This is a genomic window from Sphingomicrobium sp. XHP0239 (assembly GCF_039555325.1).
Lineage (GTDB): Bacteria > Pseudomonadota > Alphaproteobacteria > Sphingomonadales > Sphingomonadaceae > Sphingomicrobium > Sphingomicrobium maritimum.
In genome coordinates, this window is sequence record NZ_CP154608.1 from 89,475 (window position 1) to 109,562 (window position 20,088).

Here is a 20,088-nt window from a genome sequence, read left to right on the forward strand (position 1 = left end):
GATCCCGACATAGGGTCAGCCGGACTGTTCTACAAGGGTAACACGCTTCTCCCGCCGCGATTCGCGGATCAGCGAGATGGTGTAGAGGATGACCGCGCTCCAGATGGCGGCGAAAGCCATCATCCGGTTGGGAGTGAACGCCTCGTCGAACAGGAGGACGCCCAGGAAGAACTGCACCGTGGGGGCGGAGAATTGCAGGATGCCGATGGTCGAATAGGGCAGCCGCCGCGCGCCTTCGGTGAAGAGGAGCAGGGGTACGCAGGTCACGGCACCCGACGCGAGGATCAGCCAGAAGTGATAGGGCTCGGGACCCCACAGCGGATCGCCCATGTCGCGAAAGGCGAGGAGCCAGAGCGCGAACAGCGGGGCGAGCAGCAGCGTCTCGAGGAACAGGCCGGGGGCGGCGCCGACGTCGACTGTCTTGCGGAGCAGTCCGTAGACGCCGAACGACAGCGCCAGCGACAGGGTGATCCAGAGGTCCTGGAGCGCGCCGAACGCCAGCACCGCGACCCCCACACCCGCCACCGCCAGCGCCGCCCAGCGGAAGGGACCGAGGGCTTCCTTCAAAATGAAGCGCCCGAGGAGAATGTTGAGGAGCGGGTTGAGGTAGTAGCCGAGGCTGGTCGCCAGCACGCGGTTCGAGTTGACGCCATAGACGTAGACGACCCAGTTGATCGCGATCAGCACCGCGCTGGCCAGCAACGTCCACAGCACGCGGCGATTGAGCAGCGCGACGCGGACCTCGTCCCACTTCCTGAGGACGAACAGGAAGATCGCCAGCGTCGGAACGCCGAGCACGACCCGCCAGGACACGATGTCCATCGAGTCCATCGGGATCATCGCCTTGAAGAACAGCGGGATGACGCCCCACAGGGCAAAGGCGCTCAGGGCATAGACATAGCCGCTGCGCGATCGGGATTGGGGCGTGGCCATCGCTTCGCGGCGCTGCTGTCCCGAAGGGGGAAAGTCAATCGACTTGCGCAACCGTCGGCCCGCCGCAACGTTGCCTGTTCGATGCGCCCGTCCCTTGCCGCCACCGTGACGACCCTCGCCGCCCTGACGAGCGGGTGTGCCGCCCTGACCGCGGACGAGGGGTTGGTGCCGGTGGCGCCGAGTGCCTCGATCGAACCCGAACTGGACCCCGATGCGAACTGGCGCGGCTATGCGGCGCCCGCCGATGCCGACCGGATCGAAATGCTGGGTGCGGCATGGACCGAAGGGCTGGCGGCGGCGCGCGAGGCCGATTTCGTGACCGCGATCGAGGAGCAGGGCGCCCTGCTCGACCCCGAGGCGGGCCTCGAGCGGCCCGACCCGACGCCCGGAAGCTATCAATGCCGGCTGGTGAAGCTGGGCGCGGCGTCGCCGGGCGACCCCGCCTTCATCGCCTACCAGCCCTTCTTCTGCTACGTCGAGATCGAGGCCGACCGGTTCACGATTGTCAAGCAGACCGGGAGCCAGCGCCCCGCCGGGCGGCTCTACGATGCGGGAAACCGGTACATCTTCCTCGGCAGTCTGGCGCTCGGCAGCGAACGCGAGCCCATGTCCTATGGCGAGGATCCGACCCGCGATATGGCCGGCGTGTGGGAACGGGTGGGACCGTTCCGGTGGCGGCTGTCGATCCCCTATCCCCGCAACGGCGGTATCCTCGACGTGTTCGAACTGGTGCCGACCGGCGAACAGCCCGACGCGGGCTGATGGCGCTGGACGATCCCGACGAGGTGCGCGCGCATCTGGTCGGTGCGGCCAAGGCAGGCGCGGCGCTGACCTATTCCGAATTGCTGGAGCATCTGGGGTACCGGTTCAGCCGGCCCAGGATGCGCGCGTTATGCGTGACGCTGGCCGATGTCGATGCACAGGCACGGGCGCGGGGCGAACCCGACCTGGCGGTGCTGGTCGTGCGCCAATCGGACGGATTGCCGGGGCAGGGATGGTGGATCGGGCTGGATAGCGGCGACTATGGAGGTCGCTGGGAAGGCGCGGAGGCGGCAGCCTATATCCGTGCGCGACAGCAAAAGGCTTTCGACTATTGGGGCGCAAGGCGCTAGGGCGGCGCGGATGAGCGACGACGTGAGAAATTACACCGTCGAGGAAGAGGATGACGGCATCCGCCTCGACCGCTGGTTCAAGCGCCACCAGCCCGAGACCAGTTTCGGCACCATCGCCAAATGGGCGCGGACGGGACAGCTCAGGCTGGATGGCGGACGGACCAACCCGGGCGATCGGATCGCCACGGGCATGCAGATCCGCGTGCCCCCCGACACCGAACCGCGCGAACGGCCGCAAAAGGCCAAGGTCGACCTGACCGACGACGAACTGGACGCGGTGCAGAGCATGGTCATCGCCAAGACGCCCGACGCCTACGTTCTCAACAAGCCGCCGGGGCTCGCGACGCAGGGCGGGACCAAGACCAACAAGCATCTCGACCGGCTGCTGCACGGGCTGGACGAGGACGACAAGGGCAAGCCCAAGCTGGTCCACCGGCTCGACAAGGATACGTCGGGCGTGATCCTTGTCGCACGCGGGCCGCGGGCGGCGGCCCATTTCTCCAAGGCCTTTTCGGGGCGGACGGCCAAGAAGGTCTATTGGGCGATCGTGACCGGTTTCCCCGAGGTCACCGACGGGATCATCGACCTGCCGCTCTCGAAGCAGCCGGGGTCGGGCGGCGAAAAGATGCATGTCGACATGGAAGAGGGCCAGACGGCGCGCACCAAGATCCGCGTCATCGACCGCGCGGGCAGCCGTGCCTCCTTCGTCGAGCTGCAGCCGCTGACGGGTCGAACGCATCAGTTGCGCGCGCACATGGCGGCGGTCGGCCATCCGATTGTCGGGGACGCCAAATATGGCGGCGCCGACGCGATGCTGACGGGCGGGGTCAGCCGCAAGCTGCACCTTCACGCGCGGCGGCTGCGGATCAGTGCGCCGGGCGGCAAGACCATCGATCGGCAGGCCGACCTGCCGACGCATTTCGCCGAAAGCCTTGCCAATCTAGGGTTCGAGGCGCGGGACGGCGACAATCTGCCGCTGACGACGCCCGATCCGGGACAGAGCCTCGAGGCGAAAATCCGTCGCAAGAAGAATATCCAGAAGGATCTGAAGAAGGAGCGTAAGGTCAAGCGATCGAGCCGCGGCGCCCGCGGGCGCGGCAACCCCGCGCGCAAGCCACCGCGCAAGGGTCGCCGTAAGTGAGCGCGCAGCCAAAGCCGCTGGCGATCTTCGATTGCGACGGCACGCTGGTTGATAGCGGCGCGACCATCCACCGCGCGCTCGACGCCTCGCTGCGCCACCACGGGCTGGAATGTCCGCCGCGCGAGGAAGCGCAGCGGGTCATCGGCCTGTCGTTGGTAGAGGCGATGAAGGCGCTCGTCCCCGATGCGGACCATGACGCGCTGGCGGAGACCTATAAGGAGGCGTTCGTCGACTTGCGCGAACGGGGCGAGGCGGTGGAAAGTCCCTATGACGGCATTCCCGACCTGCTGACGGCGTTCGCCAATGCGGGTTGGACGCTGGCGGTGGCGACGGGCAAGTCGGAAAAGGGGCTGCGGCATGTCCTCGACCTCAACGGATGGAGCGACCGGTTCGCCTGTCTGCATACGGCGGACGGCCACCCGTCGAAGCCCAACCCCTCGATGATCTTTTCCGCCATGAACGAATGTTATGCCGATCCGAAGGACACGGTGATGATCGGCGACACGTCCCACGACATGCGGATGGCGCGCAACGCGCGCGTCGGCGCGATCGGAGTGGCGTGGGGGTATCATCCGGTCGCCGAACTGGAGGAGGGCGGCGCCCACGCGATCGCCGGCAAGGCCGAGGACGTGCTGACGCTGGCGCAGGCGTGGCGCGCGGGAGCATGGTGGGGCGGGGCATGACACCCGAGGAAGACGAGGCGCTCTGGAAGGAGCGGTTCCAGGCCTTCGCGGCGGTACGGATGTGGGGATTGCTGCTGACGCTTTCGGGGCTGTTGCTGGCGCTGCGCAATCCGTTCTTCGACGAGGTGCCCGCGCTCGGCGCGCCGATGGCGGTGGTCGGCGGGCTGCTCGTGCTGCTCGGCCCCAAGATGCTGCGGCGGCGATGGGATCGCGAGGACGAGGGCGCGTGAAGCGTTTCTGGACGGAGGCGAAGGTCGTCGCGGGCGACGGGGCGTGGGGGATCGAGCTCGACGGACGTACGCTGAAGACGCCCGCCCGCGCTGATCTCCGGTTGCCGTCGGAGGCGCTGGCGCAGGCAATCGCGGCAGAATGGAACGCGGCGCCGCAGACCGACATCGATCCGCGCGAAATGCCGCTGACAGGGCTTGCCAACGCCGCGATCGACCGGATCGCGGCCCAGCACGATGCCTTCGCCGCCGATCTGGCGGGGTTCGCGACCAACGAGCTGCTTTGCTATCGCGCGATCCACCCCGACCCGCTCGTCGAGCGCGAGCGGGCGGCGTGGGACCCGCTCCTCGACTGGGCGCGCGAGCGGTACGACGTTTCCTTCGAGATCACGCAGGGCGTATCGCCTGTCGACCAGCCGCCGGCGACCCTCGAACGGCTGGCGGCGGCGGTGGCGGCGGAGGATGCGTTCGCACTGGCGGGGCTGTCGCACCTGGTGCGCGGGGGAGGTTCGCTGATCGCAGCGCTCGCGGTTCGCCACGAGGCGTTTTCGGTCGAGACGGCGTGGGAGGCGGTGGAAATCGACCGCCTGTACCAGATCGAACAATGGGGTGCGGACGAAGAGGCCGAAAAAGCCGCAGCGGCACGGCGCGAGGATTTTCTTGCCGGCGCGCGGTTCCTGACGCTGCTGTCGGGGTCGTCGACCTAGTTCGGCCGTTCGACCATCGCGCGGACCAGCGTCGGCAATTCGGGGTGGCGGATCTTGCGCAACCGTTCGGCCGCGACGATCGAGCGGACCTGTTCGAGGCAGGTGTCCACGTCTTCGTTGATGAGGACGTAGTCGTAGCTGTCCCAGTGGCCGATCTCGCCCGCGGCGCGCTTCATGCGACCCTCGATCACCTCCTCGCTGTCGGTCGCACGGGCGCGCAGGCGACGTTCGAGCTCGTCCATCGAGGGGGGCAGGATGAAGATGGGGACCAGCTCGTTCCCGAATGCGTATTCGAGGCTCTGCGTCCCCTGCCAGTCGATGTCGAACAGGATGTCGCGACCCTTGCGGAGCGCTTCCTTGATCGGTTCCTTGGGGCTGCCGTAGCGGTGATCGAAGACGTAGGCCCATTCGGCGAACTCGCCCGCATCGACCATCCGGTCGAATTCCGCATCCGACACGAAATGATAGTGAACGCCGTCCTTTTCCCCCGGGCGGGGCGCGCGGGTCGTGGCGCTCACCGACATCGAAATCGTGGGGTCGCGCTGCATCAGGGCGCGGCTTATCGTGGTCTTTCCCGCCCCCGACGGGCTCGACAGCACGATGAGCAATCCGCGGCGATCATTGGAGAGGCGTTCCATCGTCCGGGGATGGCGAGCGGGGGCGCGTGCGTCAAGCCGTGGCCACGCCGCGCCGCATCGTTGTGCAGCGCAGCATAGACCTTGACATTTTGTGCGCTGCACCATAGAATGGGCACAAGATCGAAACACGCCTATAGCAGACCAAAGACAGGTACCCCCATGACCGACCAGAAGAACACGAACAAGACCACCGCGCAGATGACCAAGAAGATCGTCGAGAAGAACGCCGAGGCGCTCACCGAGACGACCGAGAAAGTCGCCGAGGCGCAGACCGAAGCCGTCCAGAAGACTGCCGATGCCGCGAAGGCGAACGTCGCCAAGACCGCGAAGCGGGCCAAGCGCACCACCGCCAAGGCTGCCAAGGCTCAGAAGAAGACGATCGACGGGGCCGCGAAGGCCGCCGCGACCATGAACAAGAAGACGAAGGAAAACACGATGACCAATTTTGACATGAACAGCTGGTTCGGCGGCTATGACGTTCCGAACGCCCAGAAGGTCGAAGAGATGATGACCAACGCCGGCAAGCAGGGTGAGGAATTCATCGCCAAGTCTCGCGTCGCGACCGAGCAGCTCGCCGAGATGACGAAGGCGAACGTCGAAGCGATGATCGAATCGACCCGTATCGCCGCCACCGGTGCCAAGGACCTCGGCACCGAGCTGATTGAGGAAAGCCGCAGCCAGTTCGAGAGTGCCTCGGACAACATGCGTCTTCTCGCCGAAGCGAAGACCCCGCAGGACTTCATGGCGATCCAGGCCGACCTCTATAAGTCGAGCTTCGACCGCATGATCTCCGAGAGCAGCAAGATGACCGAACGTATGGTCAAGCTGGCGGGCGACGCGATGCAGCCGGTTTCGAACCGCGCCAGCGTCAATGCCGAAAAGGTCAAGAGCCTGATGGCGTAACGCCGTCCGGTACGACCCACGGATCAAGAGGGCCGCCTTCCCGAACCGGGAGGGCGGCCCTTTTTCGTATCCGCGCTTTTTTCACGCTCTGGCGCATTGCGGACCTTCGTCCGGTTGCGGAGCGCCCGAACCATCCCATATCTAGGCCGATGATGTTCCAAGACCCGAATCAGTTCACGATGGCGGGCCCCGCCGATACCGACGATCACGATTCCGATACCGGCATCGCCGTCCAGACGCGTCCCAAGACCAAGAAGCCCAGCAACTACAAGGTGCTGATGCTCAACGACGACTACACGCCGATGGAGTTCGTCGTGCTGGTGCTGCAGCGCTATTTCAACATGGGGATCGAGGATGCGACCCGCGTGATGCTGCAGGTGCACCAGCAGGGCGTCGCGGTATGCGGGGTATTCCCGTACGAGGTCGCGGAGACGAAAGTCAGCCAGGTGATGGATTTCGCGCGCGAGAACCAGCACCCGCTGCAATGCACGCTCGAGAAGGCCTAGACCCTTGCGCTGACCGGTGGGCGCGTTAAGCCCTCCACCTCATGGACACGATCTGGATCGAAGGCGGCAAGAAGCTCGAGGGGAAGATTCCCATTTCGGGCGCCAAGAATGCCGCGCTCACGCTAATTCCCTGCGCGCTTCTCACCGAGGAGCCGCTGACGCTGACCAATCTGCCGCGACTGGCGGACGTCGACAGTTTCGCGCACCTCATGAACCATCTGGGCGTATCGACCAGCGTCGCGGGGCAGAAGCCCGGCACGTTCGGGCGGGCGATGACGCTGACCGCCGACAATATCGTGTCGACCGAGGCGCCCTACGATCTCGTCCGCAAGATGCGCGCTTCGGTCCTCGTTTTGGGACCCATGCTGGCGCGGATGGGCGAGGCGACCGTTTCGCTGCCCGGCGGCTGCGCGATCGGCGATCGGCCCATCGACCTGCATCTGCAGGCGATCGAGGCGATGGGCGCGGAGATCGAGATCGAGGCCGGCTACGTGCGCGCAACCGCGCCGAACAAGGGCCGACTGCCCGGCGGTGAATTCAGTTTCCCGATCGTGTCGGTCGGCGCGACCGAGAATGCGGTCATGGCGGCGGTGCTGTGCGATGGACAGGTCCAGCTGTTCAACGTCGCGCGCGAGCCCGAGATCGTCGACCTGTGCGAATGCCTGGTCGCGATGGGCGCGCAGATCGAGGGGATCGGCTCCTCGCATCTCATCATCACCGGGGTCGAGAAGCTCCACGGCTGCACCTACGAGGTCATGCCCGACCGGATCGAGGCGGGCAGCTATGCCTGTGCCGCGGGGCTGACCGGCGGATCGATCGAGCTGACGAGCGCGCGGCCGCGCGACATGCTGGCCACCACCAATGCGTTGGCGGCGGCGGGGCTGCTGACCGAATTCACCGACGAGGGGATCAAGGTCTCCTCGACGGGCAAGCTGCGCCCGCTGGCCATCTCGACCGCGCCCTATCCGGGCTTCGCGACCGACATGCAGGCGCAGTTCATGGCGATGATGACGCTGGCGGACGGCGACAGCTATCTCGAGGAGACGATCTTCGAGAACCGCTACATGCACGTGCCCGAGCTGCGCCGCATGGGTGCCGAGATCGAGACGCGCGGCCGCAGCGCGATCGTGCGCGGGGTCGATCAGTTGACGGGGGCCAAGGTGATGGCGACCGATCTTCGTGCCTCGATGAGCCTCGTGCTCGCGGGATTGGCGGCGGAGGGCGAAACCGAGGTGCTGCGCGTCTATCACCTCGACCGGGGCTACGAACGTCTCGAGGAGAAGCTGGCGGCGGTCGGCGCGACGATCGAGCGACGCTCCGAATAAGGGTTCAGATCCCGAACTTGCCGAGTGCGTGCAGGCTGGCACCCACGAGTCCGCCCACCAGCGTGCCGTTGATGCGGATGTACTGGAGATCGCGTCCCACCGCGCCTTCGAGGCGGTCGGTGACCGTGGAGGCGTCCCACGAGCGGATCGTGTCGCTGACGAGGGTGACGATATTGTCGCCGTAGCTGGCCGCCATGCCGACGACGGTGCGGCGGGTGAAGCGGTTGATCGCGGTCTTGAGCGCCGGATCTTCCTCGAGGCTGGTGCCCATCGAGCGCAGGACTTCGCCCAACTGTCCCGCCATCGCGGTGTCGGGGTCGTGCGCGGTATCGATGATGCCGCGGCGAAAGCGTTGCCACAGATCGTCGAGCCACAGCGTGAAAGTGCCGTTGTCGAGGGCACGGACCTTCCACGCTTCGACCTTGGCCTGCAGCACGGGATCGCTTTGCAGGTCGTTGGCGAAGTCGGCGAGCCGTTCCTCGATCTTGATGCGCACGGGATGCGCGGGGTCGTTCGCCATGTCGCGGAACAGTTTGCGCAGCCCCTCGACGAGTTGGTCGGCGATCTTCTCGTCGACGGTCGCCATGCGCAGGATCCAGCTGGTGCGCTGATGAACCATCTGGCGGATCATGTGCTCGCTGTCCTCGAGCGCGTCGGCCAGATAGTGCACCGCGCGTTCGATGATCGGCAGGTGGCGATCCTCGTTGATCGCGACGGCCATCGCGCGGCCGATTACCGGCGCCACTTCCATCCGCTTGAGCCGCGAGGAGATGGCGGACTTGGCGATGCCGCCCAGCCGTTCGTCGTCGAGACTGGCGAAGGCGTCGGCAATCAACCGACTGGCCCCGCTGCGCATCCGACTTTCCGCGCCGGAGGGGCGCGCAAGAAAGCGGCCCGCCGCGCCTGCGACGTCGACCCTCTCCATGCGCCGTGCGATTACCTGCGGGGTGAGGAAGTTCTGGCGGATGAAGCGCGACAGCGCATCGCCGATCCGCTCCTTGTTGCGCGGGATGATGGCGGTGTGGGGGATGGGCAGTCCCAACGGGTGGCGAAACAGCGCGGTGACCGCGAACCAGTCGGCCAGCGCTCCGACCATCGCGGCCTCGGCGAAGGCTTCGACCCATTCGAGCCACGGATAGGCCGGTTCCAGCTGGCGCGAGGCGAAATAGGAAATCGCCATCAGCACGAGCAGGCCGGTGGCGAGCCGCTTCATGCCGCTGGCGCCCGGCTGGTCGGGGTCGAAACGCGAAAGGGGGGCGGGGCCGGCCATCGTCCCCGCCTAACGCACTATCGCGGCAAAAGTCACTCCGCAGGCAGCGCGCGCGGTTCGTCCCCCTGCTGGCGGATACGGCCCTGCTCGTTCTCGTTGACGAGACCGGCGAAGCGCGCCCCCAGCTTGCGTTCCAGATCCAGCGCGAGACTGAAATAGGCGGGCACGAGAAGGAGCGTCAGCAGAGTGGAGAAGAGCAACCCGCCGATAACGGCATAGCCCATCGGTTCGCGCCAGCTGCCGTCGCCGTGCAGCGACAGCGCGATCGGGATCATCCCCGCCACCATCGCCACCGTGGTCATGACGATGGGCTGGGCGCGCTTGTGACCCGCTTCCTCGATCGCCTTTTCCTTGTCCATGCCGCGGTCCATCATGTCGATCGCGAAATCGACCAGCAGGATCGAGTTCTTCGCCACGATTCCGAACAGCAGAAGCACGCCGATGAAAACGGGAAGCGAGATCGGCTTGCCCGCGAGATGCAGCGCGATCGCCGCGCCGAGCGGTGCCAGCAATAGCGAGCCCATGTTGACGAAGGGCGACAGGAAGCGGCGATAGAGCAGCACGAGCACCGCGAACATCAGCAGCACGCCGGAGCCGAGGGCGATGAAGAAGTTGTTGAGCAGTTCGGCCTGCCATTTCTCCTCGCCCAGTTCGAGACGGCGGACGCCACGCGGCAGTTCCTGCAGCGTCGGCAGTTCGTTGATCGCCGCGCGGGCGTCACCGATTTCCGTTTCGGGCGCGATGTCGGTCCCCACCGCAATGCGGCGCAACTGATCGGTGCGCTGGATGGTGGTCGGACCGGAGCCGAAGCCGATTTCCGCGACCGAACGCAGCGGCACCGAGCCGCCGTTCGACGTCGGCACCGGCAGGTTGAGAAGCGTATCGATATTCTCGCGCTCTTCTTCCGACAGGGCGACGCGGATCGGGACCTGACGGTCGGACAGGCTGAAACGGGCACTGTTCTGTTCGATCTCGCCCAGCGTCGCGATGCGGATCGTCTGGCTCAGCGAGGTCGTGGTGACCCCGAGGTCGGCGGCAAGGTCGAAGCGCGGGATGATGTTGATCTCGGGACGGATATCGTCGCCGGTCACGCGCGGACCGACCAGCATGTCCAGTCCGCTCATTTCCTCGGCGATCTGGTAGGCTGTTTCCTCGAGCAGCACGGGGTCGGACGAGCCGAGATAGACGGTGATGGCCTGACCGCCGCCGCCGGGGCCGCCGCCGCCCTGCGTCTGGAAATTTATGCGCGCATCGGGGATCTGCGTCAGCGAGGGCGCGATCTCGCGTTCATATTCATAGGAAGGTTCGGGCCGGTCCTCCTTCCACAAGACGTTGACGTTGCCATTGCCGGTGAAGATCCGCTGGAAGACGGTGTCGACCTGCGGATGCTCCTGCACCGTGGCGGCGACCTGTTCGACGATCGCGGCGGTCTGTTCGATGGTCGCGCCGGGGGGCAGGCTGATGTTCACGGTCGAGGAATCCTGATCCTCCTGCGGGGAGAATTGGAACGACAGGCTGGTGAACAGGAAGAAGGTCGCGATCAGCGTGAGCACGCCGCCCGCCACCGCCGCGAGGCGATGGTCGCGGAAGCGCGCCCCGACGCGATAGAGACGATACTTGCCGCGTGCGCCCCAGCCGTTGCCGCTGGCGAACACGCCGACGATCGCGGCGAGGAGCATGGAGAGAATGCTGAGCGCCAGCGCCATGACGAGGAACGTCAGCCCGTAGAAAAGCGCGAACTCGAACAGCGAGGGAATCCCGTCGAAGCTCTTGGGTTCGCCCATCGTGCCGTCTTCCTGCGGACGGGCGATGAAATAGGGAAGCAGCGTGACGACGAACGCGGCGATCGCGGCGAGGATCAGCGGGACCTGACGGTAGACGCGCTTCATCGGCGGTTCGTCGAGTGCCTCCAGCTTCTCCTTCGACTTGCGATGCGACAGGGTCCAGCGCAGCACCGAGAGATACTTGCGCATCAGCCAGCCGTCTTCCTTGTGCTCATGCCCCTCGTCGCGGAGGAAGTAGGCGGCCATGAGCGGGGTGATCATGCGCGCCACGAACAGGCTGACCAGCACCGCAAGGACGACGGTGAAGCCGAAGTTCTGGAAGAATTGTCCCGAGATACCGGGCATCAGCGCGACCGGCAGGAACACGGCGACGATAGTGGTGGTGGTGGCGAGCACGGCCAGCGCGATCTCGTCGGCGGCATCGATACTCGCCTGATAGGCGGATTTGCCCATTCGCATGTGTCTGACGATATTCTCGATCTCCACGATCGCATCGTCGACCAATACCCCCGCGACCAGCGCGAGCGCGAGCAGGCTGAGGAAATTGAGGTTGATGGACATGAGGTCCATGAAGAAGAAGGCCGGGATGGCCGACAGCGGGATCGCGACCGCGGCGATGATCGTGGCACGGAAATCGCGCAGGAACAGGAAGACGACCAGCACCGCCAGCGCGGCGCCTTCGATCAGTGCCTGGATCGAGCTGTTATACTGGACCATCGTATAGTCGACGCTGTTCGAGATCTCGATGAAGTCGATGCGCGGATCGTCGGTCTCGATCTGAGTCAGGACGTCCCAGCCGTTGTTGTAGGCATTGACGTCGGACTGGCCCTTGGCGCGGGCGAAGTTGAAGACGACGACTTCCTCGCCGTTCATCCGCGCGTAGCTGGTCTGCTCGCTGGAGGAATCGCGCACTTCGGCAATGTCGCGAAGGCGCACGGTCGTGCCGCGCCCGGTGGCGATCTGGGTCTGCGCGAGGTCGGCGGCGCTGGAGGCGTTCCCGAGGACGCGCACGGTCTGCCGCGTGCCCGCCAATTCGGTCTGTCCCCCGGCGGCGTTGATGTTGAGCTGGCGAAGCTGGTTGTTGACCGCCGCGGCGGTCAGGCCCTGCGCCTGCAGCGCTTCGGGACGGAGCGTCACGCTGATCTCGCGGTTGACGCCGCCGAAGCGGCTGACCTCGGCCACGCCTTCGGCGCCGAGCAGTTGGCGCGACACTTCGTTGTCGATGTACCAGGACAGCTCCTCGAGCGTCATGTCGGTGGTGCGCGCGGCGATGAAGCTCAGCGAATCGCCCGAAATGTCGACGCGGCTGACCTGCGGTTCGAGGATGCCGGCGGGAAGATCGCCGCGGATCTGGCCGATGGCGTTGCGGACGTCGTTGACGGCGCGGTCTGTCTCGGTGCCGATCTCGAACTGGACGAAGGTGTTGGAATAGCCCTGGTTGATCGAGCTGTTGATTTCATCGACGCCCTCGATCGAGCGGATCGCGGCCTCGACGCGCTGCGTGACCTGGTTTTCCAGTTCCTCGGGCGCGGCGCCCGGCTGGGAAATGCCGATGGTCGCGGCGGGAAAGTCGATGTCGGGCTGGTTGGTGATTTCCATTTCCGCAAACGACACCGCGCCCGCCAGCAGCAGGATCGCGAAGAGGACGATCGGCGGGACGGGATTGCGTACCGACCAGGCGGAAATATTGCGGAAGTTCATTCGGCCGCTCCGGTCCGCGCGCTCTCGCGGATCGGGGAAACCTCGCGCCCGATGGTGACGAAACTGCCCGCGCGGCTGATGATCCGCTCGTTCCCGCTGATACCGCTGGCGATGGTGACACCGCGATCGTCGACATTGCCGATGCGCACGTCGCGCCGCTCGACGATATTGTCGTCGTTGACGATCATCACGTAATTGCCCTGCGCGTCGGCGAGAACCGCCGATTGGGGCAGCAACGGCGCGGTGGTGGCGCCGGCGCCGATGCGCGCCTCGGCGAACCCGCCGGGACGGATCGCGCCGTCGTAGGGGATCGCGATGCGCACTTCGCCCTGGCGGCTCTGCGGATCGATGGTCGGTTCGACCTGCCACACGCGGCCCTCGAACTCGTTGTCGGTGCCGGTCGGCCTCACGACCGCGGGCATGCCGACGTTGATCGCGCCGAGATCGTCCTGGCTGACCTGTGCGCGCATTTCCATCTCGCCGCCCCGTGCCATGCGGAAGGCGTTGGTGCCGCCGCCCACGACCTGGCCGACCTCGATGTTGCGTTCGAGGATGAGGCCCGAATTGGGCGCGCGAATGTCGAGAAGGCCGATCGAGGCCTGCGTCTGGCGAAGCTGGGCGCGGGCGACTTCGACCCGGGCGACCGCGCTGTCGTAGGTCGCCTGCCTCTGGTCGACGTCGGCCTGGCTGACGAAACCGCGGTCGACGAGCTGGCGCGCGCGTTCCAGATTGTTGCGGGCGAGTTCGGCGTCGGCCTGCGCGGCGTCGATGCTGGCGCGCTGTTGTGCGGCCTGCTGGACCTGAACGTCGCGTTCGATCGAGGCGAGAAGCTGGCCAGCCTGGACGAAATCGCCCTGCTCGACGAGGACGCGGGTGACACGGCCGCCCTGTCCCGACACGCCGATCGACTGGTCGCGCCGCGCCGCAAGCGTGCCGGCGGCGACGATGGTCTGGCCGATTTCGCTGGTGCCCGGCACGATGACCGACACCGTCGGAGCGCCGCCCGCGCCCTGCGCCTCCGCGGCGGCGGGGCCGCTGGGGCCGCTTTCGCCTTCCTCGCGCATCAGGGCAAAGGCCGCGAAGAGCGCCACGATGATGACGCCGATCCCGACGAGGAGCGCGATCCGGCGCCGCTTGCGTGCCCGGGCGGCGTCTTCGGTCAGCAGCGGAGTTTCGCGGTTCATCCTGTCCATTTCTTTCCCATTCCCCCGGGACCATAGCCCCAGCCTCGCGCCGCCGTATCATATCAGTAGCACAGTTGCCCATGCGAAAACGCGCTCCGGCCCTTCCCGGCCAGTGCTTTTCGACGAATGGGCGCGCTTGCGCTGACGACGGGCGGCTCTATCCTCCGCTCCGAAGGGAACCGCGGGCGATACCGGGCGTATCGGTCGATGAGCCCATCAATAGGGAGAATGAATATGCTCGCAGATTATGGCGTCTTGGTGTGGATTCTGATTGGACTGGTCGCGGGCGGGATCGCCAAGCTCATCATGCCGGGCAAGGATCCCGGCGGTTGTATCGTCACCATCCTGCTCGGCATCGCCGGCGCGCTTCTGGCAGGTTTCCTCGGCCAGGCTGTCGGCTGGTACGAACCGGGCGAGGGCGCAGGCTTCTTTGCCGCGATCGTCGGCGCGCTCATCCTGCTCGTCATCTACCGGCTGGTGGCCAAGCGCCGCTAGGCCGCCCGGACCCTTATTCAGTGACCCGAAAGCCGGTCCGTGCCGAAAGGTCCGGGCCGGTTTTTCGTTGTGGAGAAAAAGACATGACCAATCGCACGATCCTCGCGCTGGCGCTGGGCGCCGCCTGCCCTGCCGTCCTCGCCGTGCCCGCCGCCGCGCAGGTGGCCAGCCCCGTGACGGTGCAACCCGTCACCATCGACATCAACGCGACCGGAACGGTCGACGCGGTCCCCGATCTCGCCATCGTCAACGCGGGCGTGGAGGTGCGCGCCCCGACTGCCGCCGCCGCGCTGCGCGAGGCGAGCGACCGGATCGAGGCGATCCTCGGCGCGCTCGAGGCGGCAGGGGTGGAGGATCGCGACATCCAGACGTCGCGCGTAAGCCTCAACCCGCAGTTCGATTATTCGGAGCGCAGCGAGCCGCGGCTGACCGGCTATGCCGCCAGCAACACTGTCAACGTCCGGTTTCGGGACATCGAGCGAGCGGGGACGATCGTCGATGCGCTCGTCCAAGCCGGCGCCAACCAAGTGAACGGTCCCAGCTTCACCTTCGCCGACCCCGATCCGCTGACCGAACGGGCACGGATGGAGGCGCTTCGCATGGGCGAGGAACGGGCCCGCGCCTATGCCGCGGCGCTCGGCAAGCGCGACGTGCGGCTGGTCTACGTGTCCGAGGGCGTCAACGGGATGGCGCCTCCGCCGGTCCCGATGGCGATGGCCGAACAATCGATCACGGTGACGGGCGCGCGCAAGGTGCCGCTGCGACCGGGCGAACAGGAGATCGGTGTCGGCCTGTCGATGCGCTACGAACTGCGCTGATCGATCATAAAAAAGGGGCCGGGCGACGCGATGTCGCCCGGCCCCTGCTATTTTGGTGAGACGCTGGCGTCTAGCGGACGGAACCGCGACGCACCAGGTTCACGATGGCAAGCAGGATGATCGCGCCGAGAAGCGAGATCAGCAGGCTCGAGATCGAGAAGTCGCCACTGGTGATGCTACCGCCACCCAGTAGCGGAGCAAGCAGCAGGCCACCCAGCACCGCGCCGACGATGCCGACCACGATATTGAGAAGAATGCCCTGCTGGGCATCGGTGCGCATGACGATGCTGGCAAGCCAGCCCAGAATACCGCCAACGATGATGATGAGAATCCACGTCAACATTTGATGTTCTCCCTGATTGTCCGCCGTCTGTCGCGGCGGTTCTGTCCAATTAAAGAGGGAAGTGGGCGGATTGTTCCGGATGCGACACTGTTGTGCCCGGACGACAGGCAAAAGAACGGCCCCGTCCGGGAGCAGACGGGGCCGTTCGCCAGCATGTGTCGGGGTGTCTTTTCGCAAGAAAAGACGTTGGGAAGGGACCCGAGACCGGCCGGTGAAGGAAATCTCTTGTCGACGCCCCGCTAGAGGCGCTGCTGGCGCTCGTACTGGTCGCGATAATGCTTGAGCCGCGTGACCCGGAGCCCGGGCATCCCCGAACGGTCGACCGCACGCTGCCAGCTGGTGAACTCCTCGAGGCTGAGGGCATAGCGCTCGCAGGCTTCGTCGACGGTCAGCAGTCCACCGTTCACCGCGGCCACCACTTCGGCCTTGCGCCGGACGACCCAGCGAGTCGTCGAGGGCGGCGGGAGCGAGTCGAGCGTCAGCGGTTCGCCGAGCGGGCCGATCACTTGCGCAGGCTTGATGTTCTGGTTCTCGAGCATTTACATCCTCAACTCATCGCTTCGTTACGGCTTCACCGTTTAATTCGCGGGCTTGAACAAATGGTCACGCTCGCTGGTTAACGGGCCGCTCAACTATCGTTACGCCGCGTTAACCGTGTCGACGGGGCGAACGTCCCGTCGAGGCCTTCTTCGATTTCTTCCCCTGCGAGGAAGCGAATCAGCAGATCATCGCGCGGACGATCGGCGAACCGGTCGGCGTGCTCCGCCGCCATCCGGCCGATGGGCAACGGCTTGCCCTCGAATTGCTTTTCGTGTTTCGCCACCCGCGTCCCTCATTTTTCGCTCATGGTTCAAGGGACCTATGCGAACAGGGTGAATTTCCGGTAAAGATCGCCGCCATGCTTCCCGCCTTCGACCTTCCCTGCGCCCCGGGCGACGCGCGCATCGTCGTCGCCATGTCGGGCGGCGTGGATTCCAGCGTGGTCGCTCACCTGGCGCACGAAACCGGCGCCGAGGTGATCGGCGTGACGCTCCAGCTTTACGATCATGGCGAGGCGGCGGCGCGTTCGGGGAGCTGCTGCGCGGGGCAGGACATCTACGATGCGAAGACGGTCTGCGACACGCTGGGCATCGCGCATTACGTGCTCGATTACGAATCGCGCTTTCGCGAGGGGGTGATCGACCAGTTCGCCGATCAATATGCGATGGGGCGCACGCCGATCCCGTGCAGCCAGTGCAACCAGGGCGTGAAGTTCGTCGACCTGCTCGCCTTCGCGCGCGAACTGGGGGCGACCTGCCTTGCGACCGGTCATTACGTTCGCCGCCGGACTGGCGACGACGGCAAGCCGCAGATGTGGAAGGGCCGGGATCCGCGTCGGGACCAGAGCTATTTCCTCTACGGAACCACGCTGGACCAGCTCGATTTCCTTCGCTTCCCGCTCGGCGACCTGCCGAAGGACGAGGTGCGTTCGCTGGCGGCGAAGGCGGGGCTGGAGGTTGCCGACAAGCCCGACAGCCAGGACATCTGTTTCGTCCCCGACGGGGATTATGCGTCGCTGGTCAAGAAGCTGCGCCCCGAAACCGCGGCGCCCGGTGCGATCGTCGATCTCGACGGCAACCGCCTCGGCGAACATCCCGGCGTCGTCCATTATACCATCGGCCAGCGGCGCGGGCTCGATATCGGCGGCCAGCCCGAACCGCTCTACGTCGTGCGCATCGATCCCGACGCGCGCGAGGTGGTCGTGGGACCGAAGGCCGCACTGGCGATCGCATCGGTGGGCATCGAGGATGTGAACTGGATCGGCGAGGACCAGCGCACGGTGGAAGCGAAGGTCCGCAGCCTCGCCCCGCCCGTCTCCGCCATGCGGGTCGAGGACGGCGTGCGATTCGACGCGCCCCAGTATGGGGTCGCGCCGGGCCAGTCGGCGGTCTTCTACGACGGCGATCGGTTGTTGGGCGGCGGCACGATCGTCTCGACGCAGGCGGCGGTTCGCGAAGCGGCCTAGAGCCGGAACTCACCCTCGATCACGGTCACGCAGCGCCCGCCGAGCGCGACCCGGTCGTCCCGGACCTCGACGTCGAGCATGCCGCCGCGATCGCTGGCCTGCAGCGCGCTGAACCTGGTCCGTCCCAGCTGGTTGGCCCACCACGGCGCGATCGCCGCATGGGCGGCGCCGGTCACCGGGTCCTCGTCGATACCGTAGGCAACCGCGAACACGCGGCTGGCGATGTCGGTCGCCTCGCCCGGGGCGGTGACGACCACCAGCGCATCGTGGGACCGCAGCGCGGGATAGTCGGGCGCGCAGGCGCGAACGGCGGCCTCGTCGTCGACCAGCACCAATAGCGCATCCTCCGCCGCGCCGGTGGTCCGCATCAGCGCGCGCGGCATGACGCCGAGCGCCTCGATCAGCGCATCGTCCTCGACCGGTTCGAGGCCGGTCGAGGCGGGCAGATCGACGACCAGCCGGCCTTCCTCGCGTTCGACCGTCAGCAGGCCGGCGCGGGTGGCGAAGCGGACGCGATCGCCGGACCCGATCAGCACGTGGCCGCTGGCGAGGGTGGCGTGACCGCACAGGTCGACTTCGGATCCGGGCGTGAACCAGCGAAGGTCCCAGTCGGCCTCGCCGTCCGAACGCTTCAGGAAGGCGGTCTCCGACAGGTTGTTCTCGACCGCGATGGCCTGCAGCAGATCGTCGGGAAGCCAGTCCTCGAGCACCATGACCGCCGCCGGATTACCCGTCAGCGACTTGCCGTCGAGGACGAAGGCATCGACCTGGGTGAAAGGAATCTTCATTCGGGCGTGGTGTCCTGTCCGGGTTCGTCCAGTCCCTTGGGATCGGGGTGGATGAGCACTTCGGTGCCGGGGAACTCCCGATGGATCCGCGCCTCAATCTCGTCCATCACGTCATGCGCTTCCGAAACCGTCATTCGGGGATCGAGCCAGATGTGAAACTGCGCGAAATCCTGTCCGCCCGAGGTGCGGGTCTTCAGTTCGTGGATGCCGTGCATGTCGGGATGCGCCTTGACCATCTCGAGGAACCGCTCGCGTTTGTCGGGAGCCCATTCGCGGTCCATCAGCTGGTCGATCGCATGGCTGCCCCCGCGCCATGCGCCCCACAGCAGCCATGCCGCGATGGCGACGCCGAAAATGGGGTCGGCGAGCGGAAAGTTGCCGACCTGGTCGAGCAGCAGCGCGGCGATCACCGCGAGATTGAGCAGCAGGTCAGACTGGTAATGGACATGGTCGGTCTGGATCGCGACCGAATTGGTGCGCGCGATGACGAACCGCTGATAGGCCAGCAGGGCGAGGGTCACCGCGATGGCGACCGCGCTCACCCCGACGCCGAGTTCCAGTTCTTGCGTCCGCTCGCCCGATCCGAACCGATCGATCCCGCGCCATGCGATGCCGATCGCGCTGACCGAGATGAGGATGATCTGGAACAGCGCCGCGATCCCCTCGGCCTTGCCGTGACCGAAGCGATGCTCTTCGTCGGCGGGCATGGCGGCGTAGCGGACCCCGAAGAAGGTCACGAGGCTGGCGATGAGATCGAGGGCGTTGTCGGCAAGGCTGCCGAGCATCGCGACGCTGCCCGTCTCCCACGTCGCCCACAGCTTGATCCCGACGAGGAACAGCGCGACCGAGACCGAGAAGATCGCCGCCCGCGTGGTCAGCTGCGCGCGCTCGCCCTGATGGTCATGGTCGTGATGATGAACGCCGCTCATGGGTACAACAGTCCTTCGGTCCAGTCCTTGCCCTCGCGCACGAACAGAAGGCGATGGTGCATGCGGGTCTGCGTGCCTTCCCAGAATTCGATCCGGTCGGGAACGAGTCGATAGCCACCCCAATAGTCGGGCCGCGGCAGGTCGCCGGACGGATATTGCCGCTCGAGCGCGTCGATGCGGTCGAGAAAGGTCTCGCGATCGGGCAGCGGCCGGCTCTGGTCGCTGGCGACCGCGGCGAGCTGCTTGTCGCGGTCGCGGCTACGGAAATAGTCGTCGGCGGTGGCGGCCTCGACATGGTCGATGCGGCCTTCGATGCGCACCTGCTTGTAGATCGATTTCCAGTGGAAGGTGGCGGCGGCGCGCGGATTGGCGGTCAGTTCCTCGCCCTTGCGACTTTCCTTGTTCGTATAGAAGACGAAGCCCTCGGGGCCGTGGTCCTTCAGCAGCACGATGCGGACCGACGGGCGACCGTCGGGTGTCGCGGTACCCAGCGCCATCGCGTTGGGATCGCTCGGCTCGGCACGCTTGGCCTCGTCGTACCATTCGTCGAACAGGGGGAACGGATCCATGCGATCCGCGTAGGGGGCAGGAAGGAG

The 20,088-nt window shown here is 66.2% G+C and carries 23 protein-coding genes; 12 read left to right on the forward strand and 11 right to left on the reverse strand.

Going from position 1 to position 20,088, the window contains the following annotated elements; genetic code table 11:
* Positions 1-15: 15 nt before the first annotated feature.
* Positions 16-933: an EamA family transporter RarD gene (gene rarD / locus WJT74_RS00440; protein ID WP_343345553.1), complete on the reverse strand. Its 918-nt coding sequence runs from the start codon at positions 931-933 to the stop codon at positions 16-18.
* A gap of 81 nt (positions 934-1,014) precedes the next feature.
* Here rarD and WJT74_RS00445 point away from each other — a divergent pair, with 81 nt between their 5' ends.
* From WJT74_RS00445 to WJT74_RS00470, 6 genes are read left to right on the forward strand one after another with little or no spacing between them, the layout of a single operon-like run.
* Positions 1,015-1,695 carry a DUF4893 domain-containing protein gene (locus WJT74_RS00445; protein ID WP_343345555.1) on the forward strand — a complete coding sequence of 227 codons (681 nt, stop codon included), beginning with the start codon at positions 1,015-1,017 and terminating at the stop codon, positions 1,693-1,695.
* Positions 1,695-2,045 (forward strand): ribose-phosphate pyrophosphokinase, encoded by a 351-nt coding sequence (locus WJT74_RS00450; protein WP_343345558.1) that lies wholly within the window; start codon positions 1,695-1,697, stop codon positions 2,043-2,045. Before WJT74_RS00445 ends, WJT74_RS00450 begins: the two co-directional genes overlap by 1 nt.
* A 10-nt stretch (positions 2,046-2,055) precedes the next feature.
* Positions 2,056-3,186, forward strand: coding sequence for an RluA family pseudouridine synthase (locus tag WJT74_RS00455; RefSeq protein WP_343345560.1), 1,131 nt, complete (start codon positions 2,056-2,058; stop codon positions 3,184-3,186).
* Entirely contained in the window at positions 3,183-3,869 is a 687-nt protein-coding gene (locus WJT74_RS00460) for an HAD-IA family hydrolase (protein ID WP_343345563.1), read from the forward strand. The genes WJT74_RS00455 and WJT74_RS00460 overlap by 4 nt, the downstream gene beginning before the upstream one ends.
* Positions 3,866-4,099: a hypothetical protein gene (locus WJT74_RS00465; protein ID WP_343345566.1), complete on the forward strand. Its 234-nt coding sequence runs from the start codon at positions 3,866-3,868 to the stop codon at positions 4,097-4,099. Before WJT74_RS00460 ends, WJT74_RS00465 begins: the two co-directional genes overlap by 4 nt.
* Positions 4,096-4,803, forward strand: a complete 708-nt coding sequence (locus WJT74_RS00470) for an ATP12 family chaperone protein (protein WP_343345569.1) — start codon at positions 4,096-4,098, stop codon at positions 4,801-4,803. The genes WJT74_RS00465 and WJT74_RS00470 overlap by 4 nt, the downstream gene beginning before the upstream one ends.
* On the opposite strand, the gene gmk is transcribed toward WJT74_RS00470, so the two are convergent.
* The gene (gene gmk, locus WJT74_RS00475) at positions 4,800-5,441 is read right to left on the reverse strand and encodes a guanylate kinase (protein ID WP_343345571.1); all 642 of its coding nucleotides are present in this window, start codon (positions 5,439-5,441) and stop codon (positions 4,800-4,802) included. The genes WJT74_RS00470 and gmk overlap by 4 nt on opposite strands.
* Positions 5,442-5,600: 159 nt before the next feature.
* Between gmk and WJT74_RS00480 the strand changes: the two genes are divergently transcribed.
* The 3 genes from WJT74_RS00480 to murA all read left to right on the forward strand — a co-directional run bounded on the left by WJT74_RS00480 (position 5,601) and on the right by murA (position 8,175).
* The gene (locus WJT74_RS00480) at positions 5,601-6,344 is read left to right on the forward strand and encodes a phasin family protein (RefSeq protein ID WP_343345573.1); all 744 of its coding nucleotides are present in this window, start codon (positions 5,601-5,603) and stop codon (positions 6,342-6,344) included.
* A gap of 179 nt (positions 6,345-6,523) precedes the next feature.
* Entirely contained in the window at positions 6,524-6,850 is a 327-nt protein-coding gene (gene clpS, locus WJT74_RS00485) for an ATP-dependent Clp protease adapter ClpS (RefSeq protein ID WP_343345576.1), read from the forward strand.
* 41 nt (positions 6,851-6,891) lie between these two features.
* Entirely contained in the window at positions 6,892-8,175 is a 1,284-nt protein-coding gene (murA, locus tag WJT74_RS00490) for a UDP-N-acetylglucosamine 1-carboxyvinyltransferase (RefSeq protein ID WP_343345579.1), read from the forward strand.
* A 4-nt stretch (positions 8,176-8,179) separates the two neighbouring features.
* On the opposite strand, the gene WJT74_RS00495 is transcribed toward murA, so the two are convergent.
* The 3 genes from WJT74_RS00495 to WJT74_RS00505 are packed head-to-tail and all read right to left on the reverse strand — an operon-like array spanning position 8,180 to position 14,114.
* Positions 8,180-9,445, reverse strand: coding sequence for a DUF445 domain-containing protein (locus tag WJT74_RS00495; RefSeq protein WP_343345582.1), 1,266 nt, complete (start codon positions 9,443-9,445; stop codon positions 8,180-8,182).
* A 32-nt stretch (positions 9,446-9,477) separates the two neighbouring features.
* A complete protein-coding gene (locus WJT74_RS00500; RefSeq protein WP_343345585.1) occupies positions 9,478-12,930 on the reverse strand; it encodes an efflux RND transporter permease subunit in 3,453 nt (1,150 codons plus the stop codon).
* Positions 12,927-14,114 carry an efflux RND transporter periplasmic adaptor subunit gene (locus tag WJT74_RS00505; RefSeq protein WP_343345588.1) on the reverse strand — a complete coding sequence of 396 codons (1,188 nt, stop codon included), beginning with the start codon at positions 14,112-14,114 and terminating at the stop codon, positions 12,927-12,929. The genes WJT74_RS00500 and WJT74_RS00505 overlap by 4 nt, the downstream gene beginning before the upstream one ends.
* Before the next feature lie 228 nt (positions 14,115-14,342).
* Between WJT74_RS00505 and WJT74_RS00510 the strand changes: the two genes are divergently transcribed.
* Positions 14,343-14,609 carry a GlsB/YeaQ/YmgE family stress response membrane protein gene (locus WJT74_RS00510; RefSeq protein WP_343345591.1) on the forward strand — a complete coding sequence of 89 codons (267 nt, stop codon included), beginning with the start codon at positions 14,343-14,345 and terminating at the stop codon, positions 14,607-14,609.
* A gap of 83 nt (positions 14,610-14,692) precedes the next feature.
* Positions 14,693-15,427 carry an SIMPL domain-containing protein gene (locus WJT74_RS00515; protein WP_343345593.1) on the forward strand — a complete coding sequence of 245 codons (735 nt, stop codon included), beginning with the start codon at positions 14,693-14,695 and terminating at the stop codon, positions 15,425-15,427.
* A 70-nt stretch (positions 15,428-15,497) separates the two neighbouring features.
* On the opposite strand, the gene WJT74_RS00520 is transcribed toward WJT74_RS00515, so the two are convergent.
* From WJT74_RS00520 to WJT74_RS00530, 3 genes are all read right to left on the reverse strand, one after another.
* Entirely contained in the window at positions 15,498-15,770 is a 273-nt protein-coding gene (locus WJT74_RS00520) for a GlsB/YeaQ/YmgE family stress response membrane protein (protein WP_432215223.1), read from the reverse strand.
* A gap of 239 nt (positions 15,771-16,009) precedes the next feature.
* Positions 16,010-16,309, reverse strand: a complete 300-nt coding sequence (locus WJT74_RS00525; RefSeq protein ID WP_343345596.1) for a DUF1153 domain-containing protein — start codon at positions 16,307-16,309, stop codon at positions 16,010-16,012.
* Positions 16,310-16,398: 89 nt separating this feature from the next.
* The gene (locus WJT74_RS00530) at positions 16,399-16,593 is read right to left on the reverse strand and encodes a hypothetical protein (protein WP_343345599.1); all 195 of its coding nucleotides are present in this window, start codon (positions 16,591-16,593) and stop codon (positions 16,399-16,401) included.
* 75 nt (positions 16,594-16,668) lie between these two features.
* Here WJT74_RS00530 and mnmA point away from each other — a divergent pair, with 75 nt between their 5' ends.
* Complete coding sequence (gene mnmA / locus WJT74_RS00535) at positions 16,669-17,775, forward strand: tRNA 2-thiouridine(34) synthase MnmA (RefSeq protein WP_343345601.1); 1,107 nt, start codon at positions 16,669-16,671, stop codon at positions 17,773-17,775.
* On the opposite strand, the gene WJT74_RS00540 is transcribed toward mnmA, so the two are convergent.
* The 3 genes from WJT74_RS00540 to pdxH are packed head-to-tail and all read right to left on the reverse strand — an operon-like array spanning position 17,772 to position 20,061.
* Positions 17,772-18,563, reverse strand: coding sequence for a PhzF family phenazine biosynthesis protein (locus tag WJT74_RS00540; protein ID WP_343345603.1), 792 nt, complete (start codon positions 18,561-18,563; stop codon positions 17,772-17,774). The two genes, mnmA and WJT74_RS00540, sit on opposite strands and share 4 nt — an antisense overlap.
* A complete protein-coding gene (locus WJT74_RS00545; protein WP_343345606.1) occupies positions 18,560-19,492 on the reverse strand; it encodes a cation diffusion facilitator family transporter in 933 nt (310 codons plus the stop codon). The genes WJT74_RS00540 and WJT74_RS00545 overlap by 4 nt, the downstream gene beginning before the upstream one ends.
* Positions 19,489-20,061 carry a pyridoxamine 5'-phosphate oxidase gene (gene pdxH, locus WJT74_RS00550; RefSeq protein ID WP_343348212.1) on the reverse strand — a complete coding sequence of 191 codons (573 nt, stop codon included), beginning with the start codon at positions 20,059-20,061 and terminating at the stop codon, positions 19,489-19,491. The genes WJT74_RS00545 and pdxH overlap by 4 nt, the downstream gene beginning before the upstream one ends.
* Positions 20,062-20,088 lie beyond the last annotated feature (27 nt).